This is a genomic window from Bacillus sp. 16GRE42 (genome assembly GCF_019837435.1).
Classification (GTDB): Bacteria; Bacillota; Bacilli; order Bacillales; family Bacillaceae_G; genus Bacillus_A; species Bacillus_A wiedmannii.
On the sequence record NZ_JADAXF010000001.1, the window covers coordinates 661814 to 684550 of the forward strand.

At 35.4% G+C, this 22737-nt stretch carries 19 protein-coding genes, 4 pseudogenes and 1 riboswitch; of the genes and pseudogenes, 4 read left to right on the forward strand and 19 right to left on the reverse strand.

Features of this window, described 5'->3' with window-relative positions; translation table 11 throughout:
• Positions 1 to 75: 75 nt before the first annotated feature.
• The 6 genes and pseudogenes from ILS93_RS03485 to ILS93_RS29055 all read right to left on the reverse strand — a co-directional run.
• Complete coding sequence (locus ILS93_RS03485) at positions 76 to 681, reverse strand: DJ-1/PfpI family protein (RefSeq protein WP_088046745.1); 606 nt, start codon at positions 679 to 681, stop codon at positions 76 to 78.
• 204 nt (positions 682 to 885) lie between these two features.
• Positions 886 to 2454: pseudogene (locus ILS93_RS03490) on the reverse strand (NPCBM/NEW2 domain-containing protein); the annotation flags it as partial.
• A gap of 77 nt (positions 2455 to 2531) precedes the next feature.
• On the reverse strand, positions 2532 to 3542 hold the full coding sequence (locus ILS93_RS03495) for a LacI family DNA-binding transcriptional regulator (protein ID WP_088046744.1): 1011 nt from the start codon (positions 3540 to 3542) through the stop codon (positions 2532 to 2534).
• A gap of 303 nt (positions 3543 to 3845) precedes the next feature.
• Positions 3846 to 3950, reverse strand: a pseudogene (locus ILS93_RS28630) (aminoglycoside phosphotransferase family protein); the annotation flags it as partial.
• Positions 3951 to 3965: 15 nt separating this feature from the next.
• Positions 3966 to 5222: pseudogene (locus tag ILS93_RS03500) on the reverse strand (MDR family MFS transporter).
• A gap of 122 nt (positions 5223 to 5344) precedes the next feature.
• Positions 5345 to 5451 (reverse strand): annotated as a pseudogene (locus ILS93_RS29055) (amidohydrolase); the annotation flags it as partial.
• Between the two features lie 63 nt (positions 5452 to 5514).
• Between ILS93_RS29055 and ILS93_RS03505 the strand changes: the two are divergent.
• The gene (locus ILS93_RS03505; RefSeq protein ID WP_081257319.1) at positions 5515 to 5649 is read left to right on the forward strand and encodes an IS3 family transposase; all 135 of its coding nucleotides are present in this window, start codon (positions 5515 to 5517) and stop codon (positions 5647 to 5649) included.
• 38 nt (positions 5650 to 5687) lie between these two features.
• Here ILS93_RS03505 and ILS93_RS03510 read toward each other — a convergent pair whose 3' ends face one another.
• The 9 genes from ILS93_RS03510 to ILS93_RS03550 all read right to left on the reverse strand — a co-directional run bounded on the left by ILS93_RS03510 (position 5688) and on the right by ILS93_RS03550 (position 13957).
• Entirely contained in the window at positions 5688 to 6701 is a 1014-nt protein-coding gene (locus ILS93_RS03510; protein ID WP_222659967.1) for a phosphotransferase enzyme family protein, read from the reverse strand.
• A gap of 273 nt (positions 6702 to 6974) precedes the next feature.
• Positions 6975 to 7379, reverse strand: a complete 405-nt coding sequence (gene arsC / locus ILS93_RS03515; RefSeq protein WP_098111989.1) for an arsenate reductase (thioredoxin) — start codon at positions 7377 to 7379, stop codon at positions 6975 to 6977.
• Between the two features lie 25 nt (positions 7380 to 7404).
• Positions 7405 to 8445, reverse strand: coding sequence for an ACR3 family arsenite efflux transporter (gene arsB / locus ILS93_RS03520; protein WP_222659969.1), 1041 nt, complete (start codon positions 8443 to 8445; stop codon positions 7405 to 7407).
• A gap of 18 nt (positions 8446 to 8463) precedes the next feature.
• Complete coding sequence (locus tag ILS93_RS03525; RefSeq protein WP_222659971.1) at positions 8464 to 8901, reverse strand: ArsI/CadI family heavy metal resistance metalloenzyme; 438 nt, start codon at positions 8899 to 8901, stop codon at positions 8464 to 8466.
• 60 nt (positions 8902 to 8961) lie between these two features.
• Positions 8962 to 9267, reverse strand: a complete 306-nt coding sequence (gene arsR, locus ILS93_RS03530) for an arsenical resistance operon transcriptional regulator ArsR (protein ID WP_000046014.1) — start codon at positions 9265 to 9267, stop codon at positions 8962 to 8964.
• A 534-nt stretch (positions 9268 to 9801) separates the two neighbouring features.
• Positions 9802 to 10311, reverse strand: a complete 510-nt coding sequence (locus tag ILS93_RS03535) for a DinB family protein (protein ID WP_222659973.1) — start codon at positions 10309 to 10311, stop codon at positions 9802 to 9804.
• Positions 10312 to 11301: 990 nt separating this feature from the next.
• Positions 11302 to 12246, reverse strand: a complete 945-nt coding sequence (locus ILS93_RS03540; protein ID WP_156576481.1) for an acetyl-CoA carboxylase carboxyltransferase subunit alpha — start codon at positions 12244 to 12246, stop codon at positions 11302 to 11304.
• Between the two features lie 32 nt (positions 12247 to 12278).
• Positions 12279 to 12725 carry a MarR family winged helix-turn-helix transcriptional regulator gene (locus tag ILS93_RS03545; RefSeq protein WP_000817662.1) on the reverse strand — a complete coding sequence of 149 codons (447 nt, stop codon included), beginning with the start codon at positions 12723 to 12725 and terminating at the stop codon, positions 12279 to 12281.
• A gap of 467 nt (positions 12726 to 13192) precedes the next feature.
• On the reverse strand, positions 13193 to 13957 hold the full coding sequence (locus tag ILS93_RS03550) for an SDR family oxidoreductase (RefSeq protein WP_064475773.1): 765 nt from the start codon (positions 13955 to 13957) through the stop codon (positions 13193 to 13195).
• 167 nt (positions 13958 to 14124) lie between these two features.
• Here ILS93_RS03550 and ILS93_RS03555 point away from each other — a divergent pair, with 167 nt between their 5' ends.
• Positions 14125 to 14565: an Lrp/AsnC family transcriptional regulator gene (locus ILS93_RS03555; RefSeq protein WP_222659975.1), complete on the forward strand. Its 441-nt coding sequence runs from the start codon at positions 14125 to 14127 to the stop codon at positions 14563 to 14565.
• A 135-nt stretch (positions 14566 to 14700) separates the two neighbouring features.
• Here ILS93_RS03555 and ILS93_RS03560 read toward each other — a convergent pair whose 3' ends face one another.
• Together ILS93_RS03560 and ILS93_RS03565 are read right to left on the reverse strand one after the other, a co-directional pair.
• Positions 14701 to 15906, reverse strand: coding sequence for a M20 family metallopeptidase (locus tag ILS93_RS03560; RefSeq protein WP_222659977.1), 1206 nt, complete (start codon positions 15904 to 15906; stop codon positions 14701 to 14703).
• Between the two features lie 88 nt (positions 15907 to 15994).
• A riboswitch (SAM riboswitch) is annotated at positions 15995 to 16096 on the reverse strand.
• 75 nt (positions 16097 to 16171) lie between these two features.
• Positions 16172 to 18481 carry an AAA domain-containing protein gene (locus tag ILS93_RS03565; RefSeq protein ID WP_222659979.1) on the reverse strand — a complete coding sequence of 770 codons (2310 nt, stop codon included), beginning with the start codon at positions 18479 to 18481 and terminating at the stop codon, positions 16172 to 16174.
• 111 nt (positions 18482 to 18592) lie between these two features.
• Here ILS93_RS03565 and ILS93_RS03570 point away from each other — a divergent pair, with 111 nt between their 5' ends.
• Complete coding sequence (locus tag ILS93_RS03570) at positions 18593 to 18985, forward strand: VOC family protein (protein ID WP_001145279.1); 393 nt, start codon at positions 18593 to 18595, stop codon at positions 18983 to 18985.
• A gap of 69 nt (positions 18986 to 19054) precedes the next feature.
• Entirely contained in the window at positions 19055 to 19411 is a 357-nt protein-coding gene (locus tag ILS93_RS03575) for a hypothetical protein (protein WP_081257286.1), read from the forward strand.
• 594 nt (positions 19412 to 20005) lie between these two features.
• On the opposite strand, the gene ILS93_RS03580 is transcribed toward ILS93_RS03575, so the two are convergent.
• A complete protein-coding gene (locus ILS93_RS03580) occupies positions 20006 to 21928 on the reverse strand; it encodes a M56 family metallopeptidase (protein ID WP_222659981.1) in 1923 nt (640 codons plus the stop codon).
• Positions 21928 to 22329 carry a BlaI/MecI/CopY family transcriptional regulator gene (locus tag ILS93_RS03585; RefSeq protein ID WP_222659983.1) on the reverse strand — a complete coding sequence of 134 codons (402 nt, stop codon included), beginning with the start codon at positions 22327 to 22329 and terminating at the stop codon, positions 21928 to 21930. Before ILS93_RS03585 ends, ILS93_RS03580 begins: the two co-directional genes overlap by 1 nt.
• Positions 22330 to 22737 lie beyond the last annotated feature (408 nt).

Consider the following 22737-nt stretch of genomic DNA (forward strand, 5'->3'; position numbering starts at 1 on the left):
TACTCATACACGATAACTGGATTAGGACTTGCCATTTCCATAAATATTTTAGATTTACATGACGTATTATTTTTATTATGACTCCCTACTAACAACCCCTCGCCTCTCGTATTCCATTCTATATTCAACAGCAGCCGCAATTTTAGGACTTGCAAATCTCTCCGTGATCCAAAGTCCTAAATCAAGCCCTGAAGTAACTCCTCTTGCGGTAATACTATCGCCTTGATCCACAATTCTGTAAGGAAGAAATTCTGCCCCATATGTAGGAATTTCACTCTGCGCCAAATGATGCATTGTTGCCTTTTTATCATTCAATATACCGGATGCAGCTAGTAACATACCTCCAGTACAAACTCCAGCAACAATCGTTCCTTCATTGTGCATCTCTCTAATTATTTTAGTCAAAGTACCAAGCTCAGCTTGCTTTCGCGCCCCGTGTTTAGCTTTATGATTCCAGCCACCACCAGGTACAATTAACAAATCTGGACGATTATCCATTCGTAAAAAATCATGTAGTTTAATCGTAACTCCAAACGAAGTAGTAATTTCTTGTTTTCGTTCACTTGATACGAGTTCAACCGTAAATGGAGCCCCTTCTTCTATCGCTCTTTTCAGTACTTCAAAAGGTGCAAAGGAGACAAGTTCTCCGAAACCGTCAAACAATACAATTTGTATTTTCATTTTTCGAACACCTCATCGTTAAAAATCACTTTATCGGTTATTTACGAGCTATAGGCAGAAAATATAACTTTATATAATATTTTAGATAAGAAGTTTTAAATTCCTATAACAAATAAGTAAAATGCATCAAATATAAAAGTAGACATACAAAAACGCTATTCTACAGAAAGAATAGCGTTTTTTTTTAGATTTGTTAGCCTATCTTTATTTATAACTCAACCAAGCATCTCCCCAGTCCGCATGATCATTTCCATTACCGTTACCTGCATCGTCAACTACTAGTTTTAATTCTTTCTTACCTGTAAGATCAACATCAACAAATTTGGCCGGGGTATTATAATACATTGTGCCGCTATTAAATACTTCCACTCCATCAAGTAGTACTTTAAATACGACCGAACCGCCTTTACCGCCAGGTTCTTGATCAATTCCTACATAGGAATTAAATTGTTTGTACGTTGCATTTGATATATCATAGGTAACTTCTGATTTTGCATGCGTTCCGATCCCTTTTTTATACGTAACCGGGCCTGTCGTTCCGAGTAATGAAATTGGGTTTCCGTCAGTACTTTTATCTTTTTGAACTGTTGCCCATCCAGCAGTTGCTTTTACCCATGGAATATCACTAAGATAAATACCACCAGAAGCAACTTGCACTTTCGTTGAAGTCACGACCGAATTCCCCAATTTTACGGAGACACCAATTTCTTTCACTCCTTTAAACTGAGTTGGTGGAGTGATAACAAACGAATATGTTTCCTCTCCTCCTGCCGGTAATTGAAAGTCCGTTGTTGATGGCTGTGCATTCCAGCCGTCTGGTAATTGCAACTCAATTTTTCCAGGCGTCACTTTTTCCTTTATTTCATTTTGAACCTTTACTTTTAATGTAGTAGAACCACCTTCAGCGCTAATTGGATTTGGTTCTACTTTTGCCGAAATGAGCTTTACTGCTGGAGTTACTTCTATTTGATTCGATTTACTAACCGTCCCACTATCTGTGTTTACTTCCGCTTCAATGGCGTAATTGTTAGCGACTATATCGATAGGAACAGGTAAATCCGCCTCAATTGTTTTAGATCCTCCTGGTTCAATACCTTCAAAAGCTACTTGAATCGGTTTCACATTCCAGCTCTCAGGAGCCTTTACAACCACTTCTCCAGAAGAAGATTTCAATGTACCAAAGTTTGATAAATGAGCTTTTACCTTCACTGTATTTCCTGCAGTTACACTGTTCGTAGATTCTAAATCGAAACTAAGCATAGACTCAATTTTATAAGATTTACCTTGTTCCGTTTTAAAGGAAATCGTATCGCCATCCTTCGTAAATGGCACTGATGTATTCGTGCCAACTCTTGTTAAAGTAAATGGTGTATTGAACATTGGACTTTTTAAATTTACATCGTTTCCATGATCAGAAGTCACCTGAATAACTGTAGGAACACCATTTTTCCAGTCCGCATTAATTGTAAATGCACCGCGTGCTCTTAGTCCTTTATAAGAACCGTCCTTCCAAGCTTTCGGAAGTGCAGGCAATAGTTGAATGGAGTCGGTATGGCTTTGAATTAACATTTCAGCAATTCCCGATGTCGCACCAAAGTTTCCATCAATTTGAAACGGTGGATGCGTATCAAATAAGTTGCTGAGCGTACTGCCTGTAAGCTGCCCTTGCAAAATTTTATAAGCATGGTCACCATCTAACAAACGTGCCCATAAGTTAATTTTATTCGCTTTACTCCAGCCTGTTCCCTCATCACCACGATGGTTTAGAGTAACTATTTTCGGTATTCCTTTTAGCATTTCTATCCCCCTTCCGATTTTTATCTGAACGAAAATCATTATTTCTAATCGTTTTAAATACTTACACTTTGTGCATCTATTAGTAATTTCGGTGTAAATATTTCATTAAAAGGACCTTCTTCATTGTTTAAACGCTTTAGTAAAATATCACCTACTCTTTCTCCCATTTCATATGGTTTGTGAGCTACTGATATAATCCCAGGTGCTCGTAATAATTGTGCTGCTTCCACATCACCAAATGAAGCGATCACTATGTCCTCTGGTACTGAGTATCCTCTCCTCGTTAATTCAAGAAGAACACCGAATGCCATTTCATTGTTCAAGGTTAGAATAGCTGACGGTTTCTCAGTAAAATTAAGAAAATAATCAACTGCTTTCATTCCACCCTCTCTAGTGAAAGTGCTATTAAACGTATAGTTTTCATCTTCCTGAATACCAAACTCCTCCAAAGCTTTTTGAAATCCTTCATAACGCTCTTTACCTGTACTTACGTTCAACAATCCATTCACAAGACCAATTGATTTATGCCCCTGTTTTAAAAGATAGCTCGTTAATGTATAAGCACTTTCAAAATTACTTTCTATAACCGAATCTAATTTTGAATCTCCAATCTCAACAGTCCGATCAACTAAAACAATTGGTACACCGGCTTGATGAATACTTCTTACTCTTTCTTCACAACCTCCAGCAGTCGCCAACACAATCGCATCTACCTGTTGCTCCACTAGTAGTTGCAACAATTTATCCTCTTTTTTAGGATTTTCATGACTACTACAAAAAATAAGGTTATACCCCTTTTGCTGTACAATATCTTCAATCGCCTTTGAAATCGTCATGTAATATTGGTTTGTGATATCAGGAATCACAACACCAATCGTGTATGTTTTATCTTGCTTTAAACTTCTAGCAATCGCATTCGGTTGATAATTAAGTTTTTTCACAGCTAAATAAACACGATCTTTAATGTCGTCACTTACAAATCCACTTGCATTTAACACCCGAGATACTGTAGCTGTAGACACATTCGCTTCCATTGCAACATCTTTAATTGTAGACTTAGCCATTTCATCACTCTTTCTAAGTTTTCAAGAAATCGTTTACTTCAGTTTCGTTTAAAGCTTTATTCCATCCATGTAAACGATTACTTAGTAGTTTACATGGATGGAATAATTTAATTTTCGAAATATTTCAACACTTTTTAAAAACATTTTTTATAAAAAAATACAACTATACATCAGATAACCCGTAAAGTGTGAATGGGTCATTTTTTTATGATTACATGGGCGTTTTTTAGGCTTATATTTTATGGGAGGAATGCCGCAGCATCGTACTATTACGAAGATTCGTAGTACATAAAAAGAAAGAGCCTACTCGTGTGAGTTGGCTCTTTCTCTACTTACTAATACAGATAGATTTTCTCCTCTTATTTTATAAACTCTCAAATGTTCTACTAATTCACTCTCGTCACCTAAATGGCAATAACATCACTATTTGTTAGAATTATGCATGTTTGTATTTGAAATCATTCGAAATACTTTTACATAGAAAACCGCACTAACAAGGGCACAAAGTAATATAATGCCAAACACAACAATTGGAGATAACCATGTAGAAAATACAATCATAATGGGTGCAATAAAGCGCCCAATGGTAAATTGTAAATTGGATGCTGCCATATATTGTCCTCTAGCATTTTCAGGTGCATATTTACTGACAAAACTATGTACAACTGGTGAACGGATCAATTCACCAATTGTTAATATTGCCATAAACCCGAACAATAATCATATATTCGTTGTGAGTCCTATTAAAAACATACCCGTTCCAAATAAAACATTAGAGATAATTAAAACGTTTCGGTCGCTCCAACTCTCAAAGTATTTTGCAACAGGTAGAGAACATAAAACAAATAGAATCCCATTCAACCCCATCATCCATCCGAAAATTTCAGTATTACTTAGAGAGAACGAACCAGTACTCCATGAGAAAAGAGATTGTGTTGGTACAAATTCTTTTACATATAACGCAAGGTAAAGATCGAGTTGCATGAAAGCTATCATAATGAATATTCCAGCAACTATATAAAGAGCGAAAATTTTATCACTAAAGATTTTCGTATAATTATTCCATTGTTCTTTAAAGATTTTCGATATTTTGTTTTTGTCCCCATTATTTTTAGAAGCTTCTGGAAACGTTTCTCTAATTATGAAATAGATTGCTATAAAATAAATAAATGTAACAATTGTACAAGTCCATAACAATTCACTTCGATAATGAAAGAAGAAAAATGAACCTAACACCGGTCCAAATACAGCACCGATATTATTGGCTGTAACAAAAGTGGCAAAGACGACCCTTCTATCCTTTTCTGGTACTATATCAGCTATCATTGCAGAACTTGCTGGACTGTAGATTGCCCCACTAATCCCAATACCAATATAGGCTAAATAATTAATCCAATGTGAATGAGATAAAGCAAAAACTCCAAACATTGCTACCTGTATGATTGTGCCTAATAGCATGACAGGGCGGCGTCCTAATCGATCAGCTAAATATCCACCTAATAAATTACCTATTATACCTACAAGAGGTATAATTGCCATTAAAATCCCGCCAATAGTTTTACCAAAAGCATCGCTATAGTATATTGCCATAAACGGAAAATACATCCAAAACAATGTATTGAACATAGTCTCGCCAATCAATCTAGTTTTTAAATTTCGGTCCCATAATAACCATTTCAATATAATACATCCCCTATTTTAACTTATAAAATATTTACTATACATTTTATAAACTTTTAATCCAAGGAAAACATAATAACATAAAGGGAATTTATTTTACAAATTAATATAGGAATCTAAACTTTGCGCGCGAGAAAACCTGTTTCATGTCCCGCTATATTGTGCTGCAGTTGGAAATTAGCACTCCTACCAATAAACTCAACGTTCTTAATGCGTAAAACTCTTGGTTATCAAACCCGGATAGATAAAAACAGGCATATGATAATGGGCCAATGGAGTCTTTTAAGGAACTATTAAGTGCGAGAAATATTACTTACATAAATACGATACGTTTGAGGAACTAAATCAAGCAATAGACGAGTACATTCAGTTTTATAATTACGACATTCCAAAAACAACTAAACGGCCTCATCCCCATGGAATATAGAACTAAAGCCGCTTAGGGGGTTTTATTAGTTCCCTTGTCTACTTGACAGGGGGCTGTTCAGAATTGACTCTTCCTCTACTTACTAATACAGATAGATTTTCTCCCCTTATTTTATAAACTCTCAAATGTTCTACTAATTCACTCTCGTCATCTAATAGACTCATCGTCTTTTTAACAAAGTTCCAATTTAAACTGCCGGATAACCATAGCAATGAAGAAAGTCTTTTATAATCATTTGAAGTTAAAATGTTATTAGCTCCATACCCTTCTAAAAATGCTCTAGCAACTTCCGAACATACTTTATGCGACTGTATTCCTTCTATCCGGGAGTACCATTTTATTAAAAAGGCTAATCCTTCCATACGATCAACATATCCAATCGATTCAAAATCTACAATTCCTTTTACACATTGATTTGCATCCCATATGACATTTAAAGGATTTAAATCTGTTTGTACTATATACTCTAAATCATTCGTATATGCGCTTCCTATATGATACTTAGCGAGATCTATATACCCTCTTAATTCCTTACATGTACCACTCTTATTTTCTAACAACTTTATAAACTCACCATATCCATCTAAATGAGATTTCTTTTGAAAAGTCGAGCTTTGAAACGTACTAGAAATATCATGTATCTTTCTTGCTTCCTTTCCAAAGACTTCTGCCATCGTTTCTGTACAATGAGTAACATGTTCTCCTTCAATCCAAGTAGACAATACAAACCGGTACTGTTCATCATTCCAAGTGACAAACGTAAAGGAATCTCCTGCCCTATTCTCCTTAATCTGCATAAATGGAATCCCATGCTCTCGTAAATAATATGTAAACCGTACTTGCTCTTTCAATTCTTCATTTGATAACGTCCCAAAAGCTGGATTGATTGTTCGGTCGCTATTTATAAACCGTGCGGAATACCGATTCCCATTCACCATGATTTTATAGTGTAGATCTGTATGCCAACTATTCTTATGTAATTCTTCTTCCACTATTAGTGAATGAATTTCTTTAAAATAATTTATTAATATGTCTTTTATTATTTGTTTCATCCTTTTTTCCTTTCATATGAAAAAATTATTATTACATACTATTTTTTATGATTACTATCTCAATTACTCTAAAAACCAAAATTCTATTCATCATTAATTATCAATAGTATTATATGTGTAAATTTAATAGAGTCGGACTACTATTCTAACTATATCATTCTTACATAACATTCTACATTCGTTGAGATAGTTGTTGTAAACCAATGCAGTAGTGACCATGTATAGAAAAAGAACCAATCCCCTATACGATAGAAGATTGGCTCTTTCCTTTATTTACTCCCCTGTTTCAGAAAATCTCTTTATACGTTTTCCAATTTCATCGCGAACACGTTGAAATTCAGACCACTCTTTTCCTGCCGGGTCATCAAATCCCCAGTGAACACGATTTACGTGCGGAGGTGTCGAAGGACAAACCGAATCCGCATGACTACAAAGGGTAACAACTAAATCAGCACTATTTAAAATGTTTGTATCAATTATATCCGATGTTTGATTCGTTATGTCGATATTTACTTCTTTCATCGCTTTAATAGCATTTGGATTTACTCCGTGTGCTTCGATTCCTGCAGAATATACATTCCACTTATCTCCTACATATTGTTTGCCCCATGCTTCTGCTATTTGGCTTCGGCATGAATTTCCTGTGCATAAAAAATAAATTGTCTTTTTGTTTTCCATGTTGTTTTCCGCCTTTGTTTTTAAATTATACTGGTTGATCATTAAAATATTTACGCTTAAACCAAAAAGCGACATTTACAAGTGCAATCATTACAGGTACTTCCACTAACGGCCCGATAACAGCTGCAAATGCTGCGCCTGAATGAATACCAAACACACCAACTGCTACAGCAATTGCTAACTCAAAGTTATTACTACCTGCTGTAAATGCTAACGTTGTAGTCACCGGATAGTTTGCACCAATTTTTCTTCCCATAAAGAAAGAAACAAAAAACATCACAATAAAATAGATTAATAATGGAATCGCTATTCTTACTACATCTAGTGGTACGCTAACAATCATCTCCCCTTTTAAAGAGAACATAACGATGATTGTAAATAGTAATGCAAGTAATGTAAGTGGACTAATCTTCGGTATAAACACCTTTTCATACCACTGTCTTCCTTTTAACTTAACGAGTACAAAACGTGTCAACATACCTGCTATAACAGGAATTCCTAAATAGATAAATACTGATTTCGCTACTTCTACCATTGTAATATCGACAATAGCCCCTTCAATCCCTAACCATTCTGGAATGACTGTTACAAACACGTATGCATAAACGGAGAAAAATAACATTTGGAATACGGAGTTAAAAGCCACTAAACCTGCTGCATACTCTTTATCCCCATCTGCAAGGTCGTTCCAAACAATCACCATTGCAATGCAGCGTGCTAAACCAATCATAATGAGTCCGACCATGTATTCTGGCTTATCAGGAAGAAAAATAATTGCTAAAACAAACATAAGTACAGGCCCAATAATCCAGTTTTGTACTAAAGATAAAACCAATACTTTTACGTCTTTAAATACTCGGCCCATTTCCTCGTAACGAACTTTCGCTAATGGTGGATACATCATGACAATTAAACCGACAGCGAGCGGGATAGACGTTGTTCCAACTTGTAATGTATTTAGCCCGTCTACCACACTAGGAAACACAAATCCTAAACCAATCCCTACAGCCATAGCTAGAAAAATCCATAGTGTTAAATATCGATCTAGAAAAGATAACCGTTTCATTTTATTTTCCATCTCCTATTAACAACAAGAATTTTTTTCTACTACGTTAGAAGTCGTGCAACAAGATGAATCTTCAATTTTATGAACATCACTATGTGCTTTTGTATAAAAGAATTCCCACTCGTTCCCATCAGGATCTGTTACCCAAAACTTATCTTGAACTGCATAGCAACAAGTCGTATACATCTCATCACGCGCAAAGAAACCTTCTTTTTCTAATCTTTCTTTATGTAATGTAATTTCTTCAGCAGTATCCACTTGGAAACCGAAATGATTTACCTGATTTCCCTTCACTTCATCTCTTACGTTCAGCGTGAAGTTAAGTCCTGGCGTCTCTAATAAAAATTTTGCATAATCTACTTTCACCTTAACTGGTGACACACCAAATACCTTTTCGTAAAATTCGATAGACTTCTCTAAATTCGTAACATTTATACCAACGTGAACATATCTCATAGCTTATTCCTCCTCTTTATATGTTATTAATCAATTTTTTTTGATTAATAACATATAATTTTAACAACAGCTACCTTTGCCTGTTTTTCTAAATATACAGCACAATTCTTCTGATAATAAATTATTTACTTCCGCATCATTTAAATCATAATAACTCCACGTACCTTTTGTTTCTTTTACAATTAAACCTGCATCTAATAAAATCTTTAAATGATATGACAACTTAGATTGCGTCATTTCAAAAATCTCTGTTAGATCACACACACAAGTCTGGCCTCGCTGACAAAGTTCATACATAATCTCTAACCGCTTCTGATCAGCCAACGCTTTAAATTTTTTCTCATAGAGCTGAAAATCTTGTGCCACTGTAGTTCACTTCCCTTCATCAACTTTTTTTGATATTTATAGTATATACGCTGATTAATTTATTATGCAACTAATTCATCAAGTTTTTTTGATTTATAAAAAAACTTCCTCGCATCATATCTTTGTTACAATTAAAAAAGACCATAGCTTTTTCAAAAATGAAAAACTATGGTTCTTTTTACAACTTAATAGTTACAATGTTTCCGAGGAATGGAGTCTCTATAACTGTTTTAAATTTTAATTTAATCATTATAGAGTAGTGCCCCATCACCATCAAGCTAAGAAAAACAAATACCCCCAAATGAAAAAAATCGATATAACTCTTCGGCAAATAAAGATAACTCTTGTTTTTGGTGCATATTCATAAAAAGCACGTCACCCTTTCTCATTAACATAAGAGAATAGTAATGTGCTTTTAATTTCAAAAATAGTCTAAATCCTTAAGTTGATGGTTGTGGAGCGGGACCCCAATAAGAACGGTATCTAAGGTTGTATGAGAGGTGTTAGTTCCATTCCAAAGGCCTCAGCCGACGATTAACTCAAGTATCGATTTCGGATGACCCCCATGTGATGAAGTTCGTGTCCTGCTATGCCGTACGCGAGGGCGCGCGCCGTAATGCTTAGGTTGTTGGCTGTACCCTTACGGGTCCACGCCTTCGCCGGTAGCCCGCGCAGCAATGTGATCGTTGATTGCCGTACGGCCCGGTAGTCTTCGGCCAATTGCGCGGTTGTCCAGCATCCGAAAGGAGGTATGAACAATTCCTGATCGAAACCGGTCAGAGGCGTCTGGTCCCCTCTTGCGAACCGGAGCAGGCGGTAGGTCATGACGCGTTCCGCGTCTGCAATGTGGCCCACGACTTCTTTCAGCGTCCATTTTCCTTCCGCATACCGATATGCGGCCTGGCTTTCGGTCAACGATGCCAGGAGCTCAGTCATTTGCTTTTCCTGGGCGAACAGAATATCGATGATGTTACCGTCCGGCACCAAACGGATATATTCGCCGGAGTTCCCGGCGTATTCTTCTTCTGACGGTCTTTGATTCATGCATAGTCACCTCTTTATGTACATATAGAAAATTATAGCACTCGTCTATGTCTAATAAATTCTCGAAATGATAGAACTTTCCTTCTAATAATTGAGGATAAGCAACTATTTAGTTTGTCGGTCGCCACACTATCCTGATTCGTTAGCACAATAAGCAATGCTAATCAATAATGCATAAAGTGAAACTTTAATCAGTGGGGGTTTTCTTCATCCCCCACTGATTATTAGTTGAACCAATCGGACTTTTATGGGCAGTTGATCCCCCACCTAACTTCTTTGCTTTCGCTGAATTTTGAGGTGGGGGTCTTACTGCCCATTAAAGCGGGATAAAAATTATCTGTCATACAATATTTCGAAGTTATTAATATATATAGGTAACCCCTTCTTTTTTTAATTTAAAGATGAATTTCCAATTATATTTTGAAATGAAACGGAGTAAAACACACTAGTCTAACTACTTTTTTATACAAGATTTTATGCAAAAAAGAATAGCGAAGATCCCTAGAATCTCCGCTATATCAATGATGTATAAAATCTTGTATAAGTGATAGATAGACATAGAGACAAAAAATTTAGTAAAAACAAAGATTCTATGAAAAACTTGCTACCGATAACGAGAATTATGTAAATAAGCTGTCCATGTGGACAGCTTATTGTTTTTTTGCTTAGCGTACAAAATTCGCGTCTTGTTGGCGGTACCCCATTGCCATCAACCTAAGCTTTTGAGATACCCCCATACCGAAATTTTCACTTTTTTACAGTTATTTATGAGAATTCAGCTCATTTTATCGTTTTGGGGAACAATCAATTTCTTAAGTTGATGGGTATGTGATAATGCTTCCATTTGAACAAATTTTCCTTTTCCATACCGATCACACACCTTTTGTAAAGTAATAGTATCAGCATATCCCAGTTTAAGAGGTTACTTACAAAATATTTAGAATTTTTTCGCGAGAATCCTCCGAAATGTAATACGGACTTTAAATATTTTCATTTATAATTCTCTATTTGTCTATACTTTTCATACCGCTGTTGTATAAGCTCTTCCGAGGATAATAGTATCAATTTTTTTAGAGATGATTCGATTACAGATTCAATCATTTTTGCCTGTGATTTTATATCATTTTGTGCTCCACCTTTAATTTCAGGAATGATTTCATCAATAATTCCTAAATGTTTTAAATCTTTTGCTGAAATTTTCATATGTTCAGCAGCTTCTGGAGCATACTTAGCGTCCTTCCATAGGATAGATGCTGCTCCTTCTGGCGAAATTACCGAGTACCATGAATACTCTAACATATGGATATGGTTACCGACACTAATGCCAAGAGCTCCACCACTTGATGCCTCTCCAATTACAATACAAACAATTGGCACTTTAAGTGTAGCCATTTCAAATAGATTTCGAGCTATCGCTTCAGAAATTCCACGTTCTTCAGACCCTATCCCTGGATAGGCGCCTATTGTATCAATAAATGTAATAATAGGGCGATTAAATTTATCAGCTTGTTTCATAAGTCTTAGCGCTTTTCTATAACCTTCTGGATGTGCCATTCCAAAATTTCTTTCTATACTTTCCTTTGTATTTCTACCTCTTTGATGACCAATAACCGTAACGGGCATTCCTTTAAATTTTGCAATACCACCTATCATTGCTTTATCATCACCATATAATCGATCACCATGAAGTTCGAGAAAGTTTGTAAACAATAAAGGTATATAGTCCAATGTCGTGGGTCGGTTACGTAGCCTTGCAATTTGAACTCGTTGAAAAGGTGTAATATTAGAATAAATTTTATCTTGCATTTTATTTAAACGTTTTTCTAATTCATGAATTTCTGACGATAAATCTACATTATTTTCTTTCATAATTTTCTTTAATTCATCAAATTTCTCTTTTAATTCAATAATAGGACGTTCAAAATGCAAACTCATTTTATCCTCCAAATATTATGACTTACCTCACTCTAATCAAAAGGCTTAGAAATAGAATCAATAAATAATTCAAAACCATCCACAACTATTTTTTGTTCTGATTCTGATAAATTATTGAGAATACTTTGATAAAATGTAATGGATTGCTCTCTTAAGCAATTAACAGTTATGTGACCTTTTTCTGTGAGGTGCAGAAAAAGTTCTCTTCTATTTTTTTCATTTACTTCACGATAAATAAGCCCCTTTTTTACTAACTTATCTACCAATCTACTTACAGTTGAAGTCTCTAATCTAAGTTTATTGGATAGTTGCCAAACAGTTAGTTTTTCCACCTCTAGTTCCTCTAACGCCATCATTTGAGAAGTTGGTAAAGGTTTTTCAAATGGTCCATTGGGCAAATTTTGAGATTCAAAAACCCCAGTTATTATAATCATTTTCTTAATATCTGTTCTTAGTTTTAAGGCATCTTCTCTTTTCAAAAAGGTCACCCTCCTACAACTAATGTATCATACATCAATTGTATTATACATGAATATGATTTTTTCACAAGCTTAACGTAAGCCAATATTACAACATGGACGAGATATTTCTTCTTGTTAAAATGGTATAAGTGGATTGTTTTCTACAAATGGCAAAACATCAATTATGTATCAGGGGCCTTTATGGGGTACCGCTCATCGCAATCAATCTAAGAAAATAAAACTACCCCAAAAACGAAATTTTGTGATAACTTGTAACAAAAAACTCATAATTTTGGAGGGGGGGGAATTCTAAATTCTTAAGTTGATGCGCATGTGGCGGTACCCCATACCCATCAACTTAAGAAAAAGAAATGCCCCCAAAACGAAAAAATGAGCGGCTTCTCAGAATAGCTATCTGTAGAGAAAGAAAATTTTAATTTAGGGGGATATGAAAATATTAGCTTGATGTGTATGAAGTAGTGCCCCTATAAACAAAATCCTCCAGAAACATCTAAAATTTGCCCTGTTACCCAGCGACTATCAGAAGAAGCAAGGAATGCGACTGCACCTGCGATATCTTCAACTTGCCCTATTCGTCCGAACACAGATGAATTCGTAGCAAAATTTCGTATTTCCGGATTATCTAGCAATTTCGCATTTATATCTGTCTTCGTATATCCAGGCATAATTGTATTCACTGTTATCCCTCTTTCTCCAAGATGTTTAGCTAGAGGAAGTGTCATCGTATTTAGTGCACCTTTACTTAAACCGTATGCAATGGACCCTGCAAAACCAAGTCTTACTTCAGCTGATGAAATGTTAATAACTCGCCCCTCCGCTCGTAATAACGGTAATGTTTGCTGAATTAAGAAGAACGGTGCTTTAATATTTACAGACATAATTTCATCAAAAACTTCTTCTGTCGTATTTTCAATTGTTCCTTGTGTACCTATCCCTGCATTGTTTACTAAAATATCAATCTCTGATGTACCAACTCTTATTTGTAATTCATTCTTCAATTGTTCTACTATCTTTTTAACACCATCAATTGAATTGAAATCTGCTTCAATTAAGAATGCCTTTCCTCCATTAGATTCAATCTCACTAATTGTTTCATCTGCAGCTGTTTTATTTCGGCCGTAGTGAACTGCAACTAATGCACCGTCGTTTGCCAATCTCATCGCAATCGCACGACCAATACCGCGACTCGCCCCTGTTACTAACGCTACTTTCCCATCAAGATTCTTCATTTTTTCCACCCTTCCTACATTTTCGTTTACTAAATCCTATACTTATATTTTTAAGCAAATACTAATAATTTTAAATATAGATTTATAGGTAATTTAGTTCCTTCACTTATGATATTATAGTAATAATTTACGATTCACTTTATAAAATAAAGAAAGGAGGCTACACAATGCAAAACACAGTAAAACTAGATGAAATCGATCATAAAATTATGAACTTGTTGCATGAAAATGCGAGAATTTCTGTTTCAGAAATAGGACGTATTATATCCATGACGCAGCCTGCTGTAAAAGAACGCATTAACAAACTTGAAGATCAAGGCGTTATAGCTGCATACCGAACGAAATTTGAGCCTTCTAAAATTAATAAGAACATTCAAGCATTCATCATGTTTAAAACGAGTCAATGCTCTGATTTCATCCAATTTTGTAATGCCGCTCCCGAAGTAACTGATTTATATCGAATTAGCGGGGAGTTTAATTATATGATGAAGGTCATGAGCGATTCGATGGATTCTCTCGCTACATTTTTAGACTCCTTAATGCAATTTGGATTATCGTCTCCTTTAATTGTTTTAAAGAGTGAGTTTGAGGAGAAATTGTCGTTCTGATAAGAGGGTACTAAGATAAAGATACCGAGTGTATGTGGAAAAATTCTTATATAATATAAAAAGAACCACCCATAGGCTGGTTCTTTTTTCATTCAATTTCCTACTAGAAAATCCAGAGATACGTCTCCTTCTCACCTATCCCTGATTTCTCTGCGCCTCTCTAAACTCCTCCTTCACCTTCTCTAACAACCCTTCTTCTGTAATTAATCGATACGCTGTATTTGCTAGTGCTTTTGCGGATGTAATTAATGCTTTATCTCCTAATTCTGAACGTGCTGCTTCTCTAAATTCATTCGTATGCGCAATTAAATCGTCTGGACCGATTTTAATGTACGGATGAATGGTCGGTACGACTTGGCTTACGTTTCCTGCGTCTGTTGAGCCGATGCCAAATCTTTCTTTCCGATTTACGTCTTCACCTTGTAATTCTAATTCTTCGGCTACGACGTCATTAAATGTTTTTGTTACGAGTAGTTCATCGATTTCATTTTGGAATTGATGAATTTTCACTTTCGTACCTGTTGCTAATGCTGCTCCTTGTGCGATATTTTTTACTTTTTCTGTTACTTCTGCACATCTTTTTCGCGTTGCTGCGCGGATGAAGAACCTTGCTGCGGCGTAGTCAGGAATAATGTTAGGTGCTTTTCCGCCTTCAGTAATAACACCATGAATTTTCACATCTGACGGAAGTTGTTGGCGAAGTGCGTTGATGCTGTTATACAGCTGGATAATTGCATCTAATGCGTTAATACCTTCTTCCGGTGAAGCTGCGGCATGCGCTGTTTTTCCGTAAAAATGAAAATCAAGTGGATCGACTGCTAGTGAAGGGCTCGTTGGCGCTGTCTTTCCGCTCGGATGAATCATAAGTGCCGCATCAATATCTTTAAATAACCCCGCTTTTACATAACTCGCTTTCGCACTACCGTTTGGCCCTCCTTCTTCAGCCGGAGTACCAAACACGACAACTTCTCCGCCGATTTCCTCAAGCGTTTCTGATAACGCGATCGCTGCTGCAACGCTAATTGTGCCAATTAAATTGTGACCACATGCATGACCGAGTCCTGGTAAAGCGTCATACTCAGCTAAAAATGCGATGACTGGTCCTTGTTTCCCTGAACTTTTTCGCGCGATAAATCCTGTTTCATGCCCAGCTATATTGTGCTGCAACTGAAATCCTGCGCTTCCTAACAACAAACTTAACGTTCTTGATGCGTAAAATTCTTGGTTACCAATCTCCGGATTCGCATGAATATTATGACTTGTTTCTATGTACTTTTCCTTATTTCTTTCTATACTCTCTTCAATTGTTTTTCTTTGTGACGTTACTCCTGTCGCTCCCATTTTTCTTCCTCCTTTTATTTTCACGTAAAAAAGCCTCTTTCTAAAAGATAGAAAGAGGCTTCTGTATATACAGTCAAAATGAGCTTCTTTCTTATCTTTCAAGTTACCTTGCTGGAATTGGCACAGTATTCATAAAGAATCCGCTGCCGAGGTGTCATAGGGCCAGTCCCTCAACCTCTCGTGATAAGAATTTTCATAAAATTGTATTAAATTATTTTCATTCTAAGTTCATTCCAGGCAAAAGTCAAGGAATTCCTATCCGAATTTACCGAATATCTAAAAACCCTTTTAACACACCAATTGTTTCTGGTGCTTGCAGTCTTGCACATACGTACGGAAATTCCGTACTACCTTCAAACATCATTTGAGATGTGAGCGGTGCCCCTGCCCAAAAGATTTCATCATCGATTACGATAAACGGGAATGCTTTGTTTTGCCTTTGTAACTTTACATTTTTCAATGGAACTGGTCCATCACTATACACCGTTATTTGCGCATTTGTACGCATTAACGCTTGCCATACTCGCTTATCCACTTGTTTTGTGCTTGGAAGTGAAATAATAATTTTTCGTTTTGCAGCTAAAATATCTTTCAATAGCCCTTTTGGTTCTTCAAGATTCATTTCCATAAACCAGCGTAAACGTTTCGAAATTTTTCGTTCCCACAATTGTCTTGATGTCGTACGATCATACACATCTCCGTGACGTTCTATATGAGCCGTTAATTGTGATAACGCTTGTTTTCTCGAAAGGTTTTTACGCATATAATGGCAATCTGATAATTGAATGAACTTCCCTCTCGCTCTCGTTACGGCTACATTGACGAGGCGATGGTTTTTATGGTCAAAGAATAACACACCAGGTCGTTCTTGCGGATAACTATCCACCGTATCAAATATCATCATATCTCTTTCAGAACCTTGAAACTTATGAACCGTTGCTGCTAAAACTGGTATGTTTTGATATTTCGTTCTCTGCAACATTTCTCTAATACACGTTGATAAAAAGCGGGATTGTGCCCTGTAAGGTGTAACAACACCGATCGATTGAACACCATCTAACAGTCCAATTAACATCATTTGCATCGCTACTAAACCAGACATAATGTTAAAACGAGAACCTGAAGCAGCGTCTTTTAACGAAAAGGCTCCCATTAAGCTCGTATCAAATAAAACACTTGCCTCATTTGCGAACGGTTGTAGCTGTGCAAGTTCTTTACGCTCTGAAACAGACGGATGATCATATACTCTATTTTTATAAATAAATGAATTTGTAAACTTCGATATATCCGCATGCATACGTCTTTGTTCCTGCAGCATAAAGAGGTTCGGATGTGCTTCTGATTTATTGACAGACTCAACAATCCCGGCATGGTAAAACATATCTTCCCCGAGCCATTTTCGAACGAGTTCATGGTTCGCCATCGCGATTGGAGGTAACTGTAAAAAGTCACCACAAACGACAATACGTTTTCCAAGTGAAGCAGCTAATGCAATTTGCGGAACATATGCCATACTCACTTCATCTACGACAACTAAATCAAATGTACGCTCATAAATAAGTGAATCAATGGCACATTTCGATAAAGTTGCGCCGATTACTTTCGCGTTTTCAATGTATTCTTTTTCTACTTCTTTAATTTTCGCTTTTTGCTTTCGAAGATCATTTTCAATCTCTTGTATACGCTTCTTATCAGCAGAAGTCGCTTTATATGATAAAATCCTTTCACGAAGATCTTGTCGTGTCTCTTCTAAATAGAGTCTTTCTTCTCCCCAAGATCCGTTCGTCGTTTCAACTAGCTTCGACGTAAGTAATGTTTCATGATTTCGTATATGTTCATGTTGACTATAACCGTATCGAACAATTTCGCCAGGTGTCCATTTCTTTTTTTTCTCAATTTGCTTCGTTACTTCGCTCATTAATACGTCTACTGCCGCATTACTATGAGCTAATACAAGTACCGATTTTCCTTTTTGATAATGAGCCGAAATAATACGTGATAAATTGTAAGACTTCCCTGTTCCAGGCGGTCCCCACACGTACGTTGTCGGATTGTAAAACGAACGATACGCCAATTCATTTTTCGGATTTTTCATCTTCTCAATATGTTTCGGACTGCTCGTCCCATCAACAAGACGCTTTATACGATTACGTTTTAACTTATCTTTATGTGCCTCTTTCAATCGCTCTTGTAGTTGCTCTAACAATTGCCACGGTTCACTGTATAAAACAGCTTCTCGTATTTCACCTTGTATATAATCATTTAATTTCAGTTCTATTTCTAATCCATGTACAGATAATACTTCTCCTGTCGCTTCCTCACCATCAAACTCAATTCGAATTGGTGAACCTTCAGGTAAGCTTACTTCCGAAATAAGCTGAAATACGTATACTGTACTTTCATAATCTGTATATAAAAAACGACCGTTCATAATAGAAATTTTACTACCACCTATCGTTTTCCAATGTTTAATTTCATACGCTAATGCATAATGCCACTCTTTCATCGTTGCCGATAATGAAGGAGTTTGAGTAGGTGTATTCATCGTATAATCTCCTTCCTTCTCCCCAAACATACTTTCTCACTATACCATATAACAAGCTAAAATTTGTAAGGTTTTTATCTTGCTTATTTTCTTAATTTTCAATAACATATTGTATATAATTTTCAGAAAGAAGGGATCTACATGCCAGTTAGAAGAATTGAACACGTCGGTCTTATGGTCGCAAACTTAGAAACATCTATTTCATTTTATGAAGAAGTAGTTGGCTTACAACTCATTAAACGTATGGGTCACCCGAATCCAGACTTAAAACTCGCTTTTTTAGGTGTGGAAGAATCGAAGGAAACGATACTCGAACTTATTGAAGGTTATAACTCTTCTCTTCCGGCAGAAGGAAAAGTACATCATATTTGTTTTAAAGTAGATTCATTAGAAGATGAAATTGAAAGAATACAGAAACACGGTGTAACCTTTCTATTAGGAGAAGAAATTGAAACATTACCAGATGGAACACGTTACATATTCTTCGCTGGTCCTGATGGAGAATGGATTGAGTTTTTTGAAACGGAGAGATAAAGTGAGACTTTAGTCAGCCTACAATTAGCGGGATAATAAATTTATTATCAACATAAGGAGTAGAAACTGATGAATACAGTTTTTATTATCGTTTTTTGGATACTTATGCTCTTTCCAATCCTTTACGTAATCAAGATAAAGCATTGGAATTTAAAAGTAGCTGCCTTATTTGTTGGAAGAATTCTATTAAGTATTATCTTTTTCATAAATGGAATTGTGTTAGGACTGCAACGAAATTGGGCAGAGCCTCCCTATGGAACAGAATGGGATGTCTTTATAAATTCTTTATTACACGGTAAAACTGATGCACTTATACACTTATTACTTCTAATTATTATTGTCACATTCGACTTAATAATCTTATTTTATTATAGAAATAAAAAAATTAGGGTGTTTCCCTATTTCTTTCATCTTGGCTCATATTAATGCGTGGGAAACAACATAATTGATTATATGCCAAAACAAAGACAAAAACGGACCTGTTATCAGGTCTTTTCTTGCTTTTTCTGTTACACTCCTTTAAAAACAACATAAGTCAAACAAAATTCGCTATACATGTTACAAAATTATATTTTCTTTCATATTTTGCAACATGTATAGACAGATATAATAGAACTTTATCAATTTTATTGGATAAACATGGGCAGATAAATAAGCCACACTATTAAATTCGAATACGAATAATTATATTAAGTTTCAAAAAAGGAGATGAATTATTTTGAGGTCATATTTCCCAAAATCATTTTCAACCTCAAAGCAGAAAAGAGACTGCCGTAGAATTTCCCCTGCTTTTCCAGCTTAATTCCCTCCTGTTCTCCATATAATATATCTACCTTGATTCAATTTATGTTTTAAATTGTTATTTTTCATATAATCTTTCTCCACCTCGATCAAGCTAACAAAAGTACATTTCATCTTACTTTCTCATTATATAGACTATACCAATTTCTCTTCTCACTTAATGGTTTCGTTTATGTTAAAAAAATAGAGCCTCAGGGACGAAATCCTGAGACTCTATTTTTATTTTAAAAAGGACAGCATAATTTTCTCTGTTTCTTCTTTACTTAAATCACCTGCAAGAATTAAGACTTGATAAGCGCTATTCTTTCCTTTTGCAGGAACAATCATTTGCATTACTTTATAGGTTTCCTCTGTATCAAGACTTTCAACTAAGGTTATTTTTGTACCTTCTAATTCATAATTTGTTACCTTTTCATTATACTCCGCTCTTTTATTCGAGAATTCTTTTCCCTCATCAGTAACTGCAGATTGGTGCACAATATATACATTATCTTTACTTTGATTTTGATATTCATAAATAAAATCGGGATTCATTTTTCCAGTAGTCTTCGGTGTTGTAACACCTTCTCCAGTTAATTTAAACCCTTTTACCACATAACTTGGGGCATTAATTGGAAAATCAACATATTTCTGTGCTTCCTTTTTAGTTAATCTAAATTCCGAAGTAATTTTCTGTCTAAATGGTCCAATTTCTTCACTGTTTTTCTGATATTTTTTTTGTTCTTCTGAATCTAACTTTTCAGGACTTCCTACTAACTTTACTTTTTTACCCAAAGTATATGCTTCTGTTTCTAAATCAATAAATCGTTCAAATTCTTCTTTTGTAAACAGATTTCGTGCCAAACCAACTTCTTTAAGTAAAGTATTATACTCTCCCTCTGAAACAAAAAATTCTGCATCTGCCCGTTCTTTTGTACCAATCATTTTTTCTACAATTTTCTGTATAGGAATATCGGTTTGCGTTTTTAATTCTTTCATATTATTTTTCACTTCTATTTGTTGTTTCTCAGGGTTAGTCGGCTTATCAGCACGGGCGTTTAATAAGGATACAGATGAAACTGCAATAACTGCCACAGCCCCTATCGCAGACCAACGATATGATTTTTTTTGGAATTTTTTAATCATTAGAATTCTCCTTTTTAACGCTCTCTTGTTTTTACTAAAATTTGCTATACTTGGTACTTGATAATAACTTGAGTAGTGTTCCAATAGACTAATAATAGTATGTCCATACGCAATTCGCTCCTCTGCATCTATACATGTAAGAGCTAATGCATCGCATGCTAGTTCTTGATCTTCCCGCATACATGAGTAGGCATACCATAGAATGGGATTAAACCAATTTAAAATTAGTAAGCCATGCATAAGCCAGTTCACACCAACATCTCTTCGCTTGATGTGAGCTAATTCATGATGAAAAATATATCGTAACTGTTGCTCATCTAATATTTTCATATGTACAGTTGACAATAGCAACTTGGGACGAATAAATCCAAACACTGTTGGACTGGAAACCTTTCCAGATACAAATAGAGGGATATTCCGTTGAATAGATATAGATTGCTTACACTTTTCAAAAAGCTGGACAATCTTCTCGTCTGTAATAACAGGTTGTTTTTTTATGTAAAGTAATAAACGCCTGTTCATTATAAAAGTAGCAACACTTAAAAGGATAACACCAGTAAGCCAAATGTATATACAAATTGTATAGAACGGAATTGGCTCACCATCCTGCTTTTCATTCATGCCTGTTTGTGTCTTATTTGTCTGAACAGTTTTTGTTGAACTTGAGGTATAAGTATCTTCTTTTGTGAAAACCTTTGTATCGTCTATACCTTTTAATTCTTGCGTACTCTCTTTTGTAAGAAACTTAGCTACAGGATTTCCCCTAGAAATGAATGCATCATCATTCTTGTAAGTAAGAACAGAATAGATACTATAGGAACTATCTGGCGACCAAGGTAATACAAGTCTTATAATTAATATGATCCATAGCATATATTGCCAACGTGGCGTTAACTTATTGCTAAACAAGACCTTGATACACAAGATTAGGCCCACTAATATACTAGCCATAATGGAAGTCTCAATCATCCAATCAAAAAAAGCAGGTAGATAGATATTTACAAATTTTTCTATCACTATAATCTATCCTTCCTCTGATTTTCCTCAGTTTTCTCATCCAGAATACGTTTAAGTTCGTTAATATCTTCTGAAGACAGCTTTTCTTCTTTTAAGAAATTTACAAGTAAAGGTTTAAATGCTGCACCATAGAAACGTTTAAGCAAAGATTTTGTTTCTACTTGTAAATAACTATCTTGCGATACCAAAGGATAATAAGCGTACATACGCCCTTTATCTTGATGGTAAGCAACTGCTTCTTTGTGAACTAATCGATTAATTAGTGTTCGAATCGTTTTGGGTCTCCAATCCATTTTCTTCTCTAACTCTTCAATCACTTCATTTGCGGTTTGTGGAGATTTTGACCACAGTACTTTCATTACTTCTAACTCAGCTTCTGAAATTTTAGGTAATTCTTTCATTAGTTTAAATTACACCTCCATTGGATTACATTTGTAATCCGTAACTGAATATTACACTTGTAATCTTGCATTGTCAATCTTATTTTATATTTTGAAATCCTTTCCTATGCCCATCAACATAAGGACGAAAAAAATTAACATAAGTATAGAACTTCATGTCCTCCTAATGAGACAAAAAAGTAGATGCTTCATAAATATTTTTTGTTACTAATATAAAATTGAATTTTAATTTCACACTTAATTAGTATATTCCGTTTTTAAAAAAAGTTCCCATTTTCTTGTCCATATATCGAGACAAGAAAATGGGTACTAAATGCAATGTATCTGTAGATAATTCAGCATTTTACACTATAAAATAAGTTCCTACTTTCATGTCTTTTTACTCCCCTTTTTTGTTGTACAAGGACA